The sequence below is a fragment of the Rubripirellula obstinata genome (assembly GCF_001642955.1).
Lineage (GTDB): Bacteria > Planctomycetota > Planctomycetia > Pirellulales > Pirellulaceae > Rubripirellula > Rubripirellula obstinata.
Genome location: NZ_LWSK01000182.1, coordinates 1 through 7487 on the forward strand (window position 1 = coordinate 1; position 7487 = coordinate 7487).

General features: G+C 55.2%; 4 protein-coding genes. 1 reads left to right on the plus strand and 3 read right to left on the minus strand.

Annotated features, from left to right (window positions below):
* Positions 1-146 precede the first annotated feature (146 nt).
* Positions 147-3263, minus strand: coding sequence for an error-prone DNA polymerase (locus RC85_RS24070; protein ID WP_068267297.1), 3117 nt, complete (start codon positions 3261-3263; stop codon positions 147-149).
* A gap of 263 nt (positions 3264-3526) precedes the next feature.
* Between RC85_RS24070 and RC85_RS24075 the strand changes: the two genes are divergently transcribed.
* Complete coding sequence (locus tag RC85_RS24075) at positions 3527-3955, plus strand: TFIIB-type zinc ribbon-containing protein (RefSeq protein ID WP_068267298.1); 429 nt, start codon at positions 3527-3529, stop codon at positions 3953-3955.
* A gap of 148 nt (positions 3956-4103) precedes the next feature.
* On the opposite strand, the gene RC85_RS24080 is transcribed toward RC85_RS24075, so the two are convergent.
* Both RC85_RS24080 and RC85_RS24085 read right to left on the minus strand, forming a co-directional pair.
* Positions 4104-5612 carry an NfeD family protein gene (locus RC85_RS24080; RefSeq protein ID WP_068267300.1) on the minus strand — a complete coding sequence of 503 codons (1509 nt, stop codon included), beginning with the start codon at positions 5610-5612 and terminating at the stop codon, positions 4104-4106.
* Between the two features lie 63 nt (positions 5613-5675).
* On the minus strand, positions 5676-7205 hold the full coding sequence (locus RC85_RS24085; RefSeq protein ID WP_084422985.1) for a TrkH family potassium uptake protein: 1530 nt from the start codon (positions 7203-7205) through the stop codon (positions 5676-5678).
* Between the last annotated feature and the right edge of the window lie 282 nt (positions 7206-7487).

Genomic DNA, 7487 nt, shown 5'->3' on the forward strand with positions numbered 1-7487 from the left:
CCGCGAAACCGAGCCAGAGAATTGATGTGGGGCAGCCATCCGGGTGCTCGCGCACCCGGCAGGGAGCTGCCGGCCCTCCGGGCCTAACGCGCGGTAACTGATGCGACGTCCCGAGCGGAAGGCGACTATCAAAGGTCGCACGTTCCTTATCGAAAGTCACGGCTCTTGCTGGCGACTATTCCTTCGACCGATTGAGTCAGCGTTTCGACTCGCGCGACGATGACGTGAATCACGCCTTGTCGATTTTCTAATTTGCCATCGACCAGCCATGCGTTGCTGGTCCGTGCGACGCGAAAGAATCGTTGCCAGACTTTTGGAAAGAACACCAAGTTCATCGATCCGGTTTCGTCTTCGATCGTGACAAACGTGATTCCTTTCGCCGTTCCCGGACGTTGCCGCATCAAAACCAGTCCGGCGATGCGAACATGCCGACCGTCGGATAGCGAAGGCAACTGGGCCGCGGTGACGCAGTTCATCGAATCAAGTCTTGGCCGCGCAAACGAAACCGGATGCGCCTTCAAGCTCAATCCTGTCATTTGATAATCCGCTTGGACTTCTTCGATCGGTGACATCGGCACCAATTCATCGGGCGTCGTTTCGTCATCGACAATATCGCCAAACAAAGGCTGGCTACCCGGTTTTTCTTCCTGGCCAAGTGAATGCCAGATCGCTGCTCGACGATCACGCGATAGGGAACCCAGGGCATCGGCGTCGGCCAGAATCGCGAGCGAGGATTTTCCAAGACAGCATCGCGATGTCATCGACTTTAGACTTTCAAATGGACCATCCTCGGATCGAACACGTACTAAGTTTTCGGCGACGGCAGTGGGAAGTCCACGGATCGTTTGCAAACCCAATCGAATCGCCATGGCGGGTTGTCCGTCGATTGAGTTGCGATTGGGATCGGGTTCTAAGGTGGCGTTCCAATCGCTGTGATTGACATCGACGGGGCGGACTCGAACGCCATGCTTTTTTGCGTCATCAATCAATTGCGCCGGAGCATAGAAACCCATCGGCTGGCTGTTTAGCAGTGCCACGCAAAACGCCGCTGGGTAATGGCACTTCAAATAACACGATGCGTAAACCAACAACGCAAAGCTGGCGGCATGCGATTCGGGAAATCCGTATTCACCGAAACCGCGAATCTGGTTGAAGACCTGCTGGGCAAACTCACCCCGAAGTCCACGCTGGTTCATGCCCTCGATCAGCTTGATTCGAAACTGGTCGATCAAACCTGGACGCCGCCACGCCGCCATCGCTCGCCGTAGTTGGTCGGCTTCGCCCGGTGTGAATCCGGCCGCGACGACAGCCAGCTTCATCGCTTGTTCTTGGAAAATTGGAACGCCTAGCGTTTTCTGCAAGACTTGCTTGATCGCTTCGTTTGGATACTTGACCGCCGATGGATTCTGCCGAGCCTTCAAGAACGGGTGAACCATGTTGCCCTGAATCGGTCCCGGACGGACGATTGAAACTTCGATCACCAGATCGTAATAGCATCGTGGCCGAAGCCGAGGCAACATGCTCATCTGTGCCCGGCTTTCGATTTGGAACACACCAATCGTGTCAGCCCGACAAATCATGTCGTAGGTCGCCGTGTCGTCGGGCGGAATCGTGGACAGCGAGAGCGCCCGATTGTAATGAGATTTCAGCAAATCAAAGCAGCGGCGGATTGCCGACAACATGCCAAGCGACAAGACATCGACTTTCAAGATTCCAAGTGCGTCCAGGTCGTCTTTATTCCACTGGATCACCGTGCGGCCTTCCATCGCTGCATTTTCGACGGGGCACAATTCGCACAGGCTGCCCGCCGTCATCACCATACCGCCAGTATGCTGCGACAGGTGCCTGGGAAACCCAACGAGGTTGGTGACCAGGTAAACAAAGCGTTTTCCGACGACTGATTCGGGATCCAAGCCGGCAAGTTTGCATCGATCGGGCAGTTCACCACCATCGCTGCCGACCTTGGCGATCGCATCGATGCAATCTCCGCTGACACCGATGGCTTTACCGACTTCGCGAATCGCACTGCGAGTTCTAAATGTCGTCACCACCGCCGTCATGCCCGCGCGATCGCGTCCGTACTTTTCATACAGGTATTGCAACACCTCTTCGCGCCGTTGATGTTCAAAGTCAACGTCGATGTCCGGTGCCTCGTTTCGTTCACGCGAAACAAATCGCTCGAATAACAAGTCTGTCTGACTGGGATCAACACTGGTGATTCCCAGGCAATAACAGACCGCGGAATTGGCCGCCGAGCCACGTCCTTGGCACAGAATGTTTCGCTGCCGAGCAAATCGGACCATGTCCCAAACGGTTAAGAAGTAGGCTTCGTAGTTCAGGTCTTCGATTAATCGCATTTCGTGACGCAATTGATCTAGCACCTTGTCGGGCAGCCCGCCTGGCCAACGTTGTTTGGCACCTTCCCAGGTCAATCGCCGCAGGTGTTCGATCAGCGTCATGCCGGCCGGTGCCATTTCGGCTGGGTATTCGTAACGAAGTTGATCGAGACTGAATTGACATCGGTCAGCGATTTCGTTGGTCCGTTCGATCGCGTGGGGAACGTCGCGGTACAGGTCGGCAATCTCCGCGAGGCTGCGAAGATGATGCTGGCTGTTGGAAAAACGATCTTCGTGAATGTTGTCGATCGTGGATCCGGTTCGGATCGCGGCGACGGTGTCGTGCAACAACATCCGCTGGGGCGAATGGTAGTACACGTTTCCTGCTGCGACCAAGGGAACGTCGCAGCCGATGGAAAGTTTTTTCACTCGCTCGATTGCCAAGGTGTCATCAACACCGCGATGAACTTCACAAAGCAGGTACCCGCGATCACCAAAGGTGTCACGAAAGTCGGTTCTCAAAAATCGCGACAATGATTGACTGGGGTCTAATGACGGAATCATGCCCGCGATCATGCCATCGCTCAGTTCGGCGAGGTCGTCAAAACGGAGTTCGCATTGGCCTTTCTCCGCTCGTCTTCTGCCCCGCGAGATCAATCGGCACAGACGTCCGTAGGCCGATCGGTCGGTCGGCCAACAAACAATCGGTGGTCCGTCCGTTAAATGGATTTCTGAACCGACGATGTATTTGAAATCGAGTTCCTTGGCGGGCGTGAATCCACGGACGACACCGGCGACGGTATTTCGGTCCGTCAGTGCCATGCCTTGGTAGCCAAGCTGCGCGGACCGCTCAACCAGTTCGTCGGGGTGGGAAGCACCTTCCAAGAAAGAGAAATTGCTTTTGCAGTGCAGTTCGACGTAACGCATCGGCTTGCTAACGAGACTCAATTAGTGAATTTTTGTTCACATTACGTGGTGCTTGTGGATATGTCCAGCGAGCATCGATTGATTGGCCCACAGATGGCTTTCGCAGACCCACGGATTTTCATTTACCCACAAAATCCGTGGGTCCTCGAAAGCCATCCGTGGTGCATCTTTTCCCCGAATTATTCGCATTTGAAGTCATTTTGTGACGTAGGTTTCCACAGACAGACGCTCTGAGCTGTTTGCCCCCTGCTGAGATTAACCCAATGATCCACGAACTGACCACGAATGTTACCGACCTGCCTTTGTCTTTCGACCAGGGCGGAAAGCTTTCCGGAAAGCCTTGTGGCGTTGACTGTCCAACTTGCCGCAAAGAACTGCAGATCGGTCGTATCGCGGGTTGTCAGTTTGCTGGATGCGAAACATGCGGCGGCATTCTGATCCAGCAGCATGTCTTCGCCACCCTGATCCAACACCTTCGCGCGAAGCACACCGGAGCCTCGGAAATTCCCAAACCGATGGACGCCAGACAATTGGACGTGACCAGAAGTTGTCCGGCATGTTTGGCAAAGATGGAAACCTATCCTTACCAAGGTGCAGGCAACTCCGTCATCGACGCCTGCCGCGAATGCCGACTGATCTGGTTTGAATCAGGCGAACTGGATTGTTTGGTCAAGGCGCCTGGACGAAGGTAAAACGAGATCCAGCGCGTTCTCAGTTTTGTTGTGCGAAGTAGCGATGCAGCGTAGGCCGGAACAAGCGGAGCGCAGTTCCGGCAATTGCATGGTACCGCGTTGGATTGCCGGAACTGCGCTCCGCTTGTTCCGGCCTACGTCTCAATCGTCAGATCACCCGAACGACGACCCTGGCACCTTGCTTGGCAATGACTTTGACGGTGGCTTGGTCTTCAATGAAATCGCCCTCGGTGATCACGTCTACTGTGTAGTCATCAACCGTCACACGTCCGCTGGGACGCAGCGGGCCTGCGGCAACACCCGTGTCACCGACGCTGACGCGTTGCCATCCCGGCAGCATCGCGTCGTTGGCGGCGGTCGCGGTCAAGCTGTCGCCCGTGCCCTCCATCGCAACCGGTGGTTGCAAAGTCAATCGGCTCAGGCCAGGGATTTGACCGATGTAGCTGGACAGCGCCACGATCGCGATTAGAAATCCGACAAACGCTCCCATCACCGTTAGTACATCGAAGCCTAGGCTGTTTAACTGTTCGGTGTTTTCTGGAATCAGCACTCGGCGAGACGCCATGACCAGGGAACCGAGCACCAACCCGATTCCGCCCAACCCCGCGATTCCGAATCCTGGGATCACGAAGATCTCGCAGGCGATAAAGACCAGCCCCAAACCGAACAACAGCACTTCCAACCAGCCGGACGTTCCCGCAGCAAACCGGCTCCAGAAGAACAGGCTGAAACAGAGCATCGCGGTTAGCCCGCCGACGCTGATTCCCGGCGCACTGATCTCAACCGCGATCGCAATTAATCCAATCGTGATCAATAAAAAAGTCATCCATCCAGTGTTCAAGAAACGCGCAATCGTTTCAGCCCACGTTGGCCCCATGACTTCGATCGGACTGGCAACGTCCAAGATCTCAGCGACCTCATCGATGTCTTTGAACGTTTGATCGGCCATCCCCAGTTCGACCAACCGCTTGCCGTTGGCGATGAAGAACATTTCCTTGCCGGCTTCGCGAATCGGTTTGCCTTTGACCCACTGGTCGGCGTCTTCAAGGGTCTTCCATTCCTTGTCCGAGAAATACTGAACGTCACCGCTTTCTTTGTTGGTCGCTTTGAAGACCACCATGTCTTTGTCCGTCATCTTTTCGGCCAACACCAATGGCCGGCCGGTCGCACGAGCCGTGTCGCGAGCCTTTTGTGCGACCATGCTGCGGCTCTTTGCTTCGGCATACTGAAATTCGCCATTTAGCCCCATCACGATCACGCCAGCGTCACCAAGCCGAGCGCCGGGCTTGATCAAAATCTTGTCGCAGGCAAGCGAAAACAAAGCCGCGCCGCTGATCGCATCGCGGCTGATCATGGCAACGGTTTCGACGTCGCCAGCCTCCAAAACCATGTCCATCAACTCGAACGTTACATCGACCCGACCACCGGGACTGTTGATGTCAAAGATGACCACCTTGGCACCGGAATCGACGGCTTGCGCAAACTTCCGTTGCAGGATGCTGCCTGACAACGGGTTGATGTCTTCGTGCAACGCGATGATGACGGCTCGGCGACCCGCGGGCGGATCTTGTTTCAGAATTTGAGCCTCGGTGGCGGTCGGCACCAAGGCTGAAACGAACAGCGCGATCGCGCAGGCATAGAGTTGTGGTTTGATCATCTGTTCATTGTATCCCGGCTGACGTCGGCTATAAACCAAATCAATTGCCCTGTTTTGTTTCGTCTAGTTTCGTCGCCAAAAGCTTGGGAAAATCAGCACCAGAACGCTGTAGACCTCAACCCGGCCGAGCATCATCAGCCAGACAAACATCAGTTTTGCGCCCTGACTGAATTGGGCGTAATTCTGAGTCGCGCCAGCAACGCCGAATCCAGGCCCAATGTTGTTTAGCGTTGCGGCAACGGCGGCAGCGGAATCGAGCAGTTTTTCGTCCAGGGTGCTGTCAGTTTCCAGGGCTCCCCAGGTGCTGCCCGGTTCAAAAGTAATCAGCAACAGCCACGAAAAAACGAAGATCGCCAAGATCATTGAAAAGTATACAACGATCGCGTGCGGCAAATGAGCGTCGTCCAGCGTCGTGCCACCGATGCGGATGAAGCGAACCACTCGCGGCCGGTGGGCTCGTTCAATTTCTTGACCCAGAATCTTGTAGAACAGCACGTGACGGATGACTTTCATTCCGCCACCGGTGCTGCCGGCGCATCCGCCGACAAACATCAGCAACAACAAGATCCCGCGACCAAAGTTGTTCCATCCATCGAAGTCGGCGGTGCCGTAACCGGTGGTGGTCAAAATTGAAACGACTTGGAACAGTCCGTAGCGAACCGAACTGCTAAACGTTTCAAACTTCTGATCACCAGCTTTCATTCCAAAGAAAACGATGCCAACGGTCACCAATAAAATGATGCCCACGTAGGTTCGGAATTCGACATCCGCCCAAAGTTTACGTGGGCCGCCCAGCAGGGTTAGGTACAGAAGCGTAAAGTTCGTGCCCGCAGCGATCATGAAAGCAATCGTGGTGTAATCGACCAGAGCGCCGCGGAATTCACCAAGCTGTGCGAACTGTCCGTGGCTGGCGTTGTAGGTGCTGAACCCGCCGGTCGCCATCGTACCAAACGCGTGGCACAGTCCATCAAACAACGACATGCCCTCCAGCATGTAGACAGCGGTTAAGATCATGTTCAGGCCAACGTAGATTGCCGCGAACACTAGCGCCGTGTGTTGCATCCGCGGCATGCTGCCTTCCTTGGTCGGCCCTGGCATTTCAGCTCGCATCATCGCCTTGCCGGCGGAGCCCTGTCCAAGAATCGCAACAAACAAAACAACGATGCCAAGCCCGCCCAGGAAGTGCGTCCAAGATCGCCAAAACAAAATGCAGTGTGGAACCAAGTCAGGCGATTCAAGATCCGTCAGCACCGTCGCGCCCGTCGTGCTAAACCCAGATTGCGATTCGAACATCGCTTCAATGAACGTGACGGTATTGCCTTCGCTGGTGCAGGTGCCGCTCAAGTAGAAAGGCATCGCGCCCAGGATGGTCGCCATCACCCAACTGAGTCCCACGATGGCCATCGCTTCTTTCTGAAACAATTGACCACCACGATTGTGTCGCCCAAAAAACCGCAGCGCACCACCGACGATGCAGCAAACGACCATGCTTAGCAACAGTCCGCGGAATCCGGCGTACTCAAAATGCTCGGCGGGTTCCAGGAACGTTCGGTTGGCGATTGCTGGATACGCAAACGGCAAACTAAAGCACATTGATCCGCCGATCAAAAGGCAAACGGTCCCAAGGGTGCGGATCAGAAGAGGGTAATTCAACGGTGTTCAGTTCGATCGAATGGAAGACTTTGCGGAACAAAGAAGTTCTGCAGGCGTCTGGGATTGTAGAAGGATGGTCGTATTGATGCCATCGCCAGCGCATCAGTTACTGCGCGTTAGGCCCGGAGGGCCGGCAGCTCCCTGCCGGGTGCGCGAGCACCCGGATGGCTGCCCCACATCAATTCTCTGTAACCAATTCTCTGGCTCGGTTTCGCGGCTACA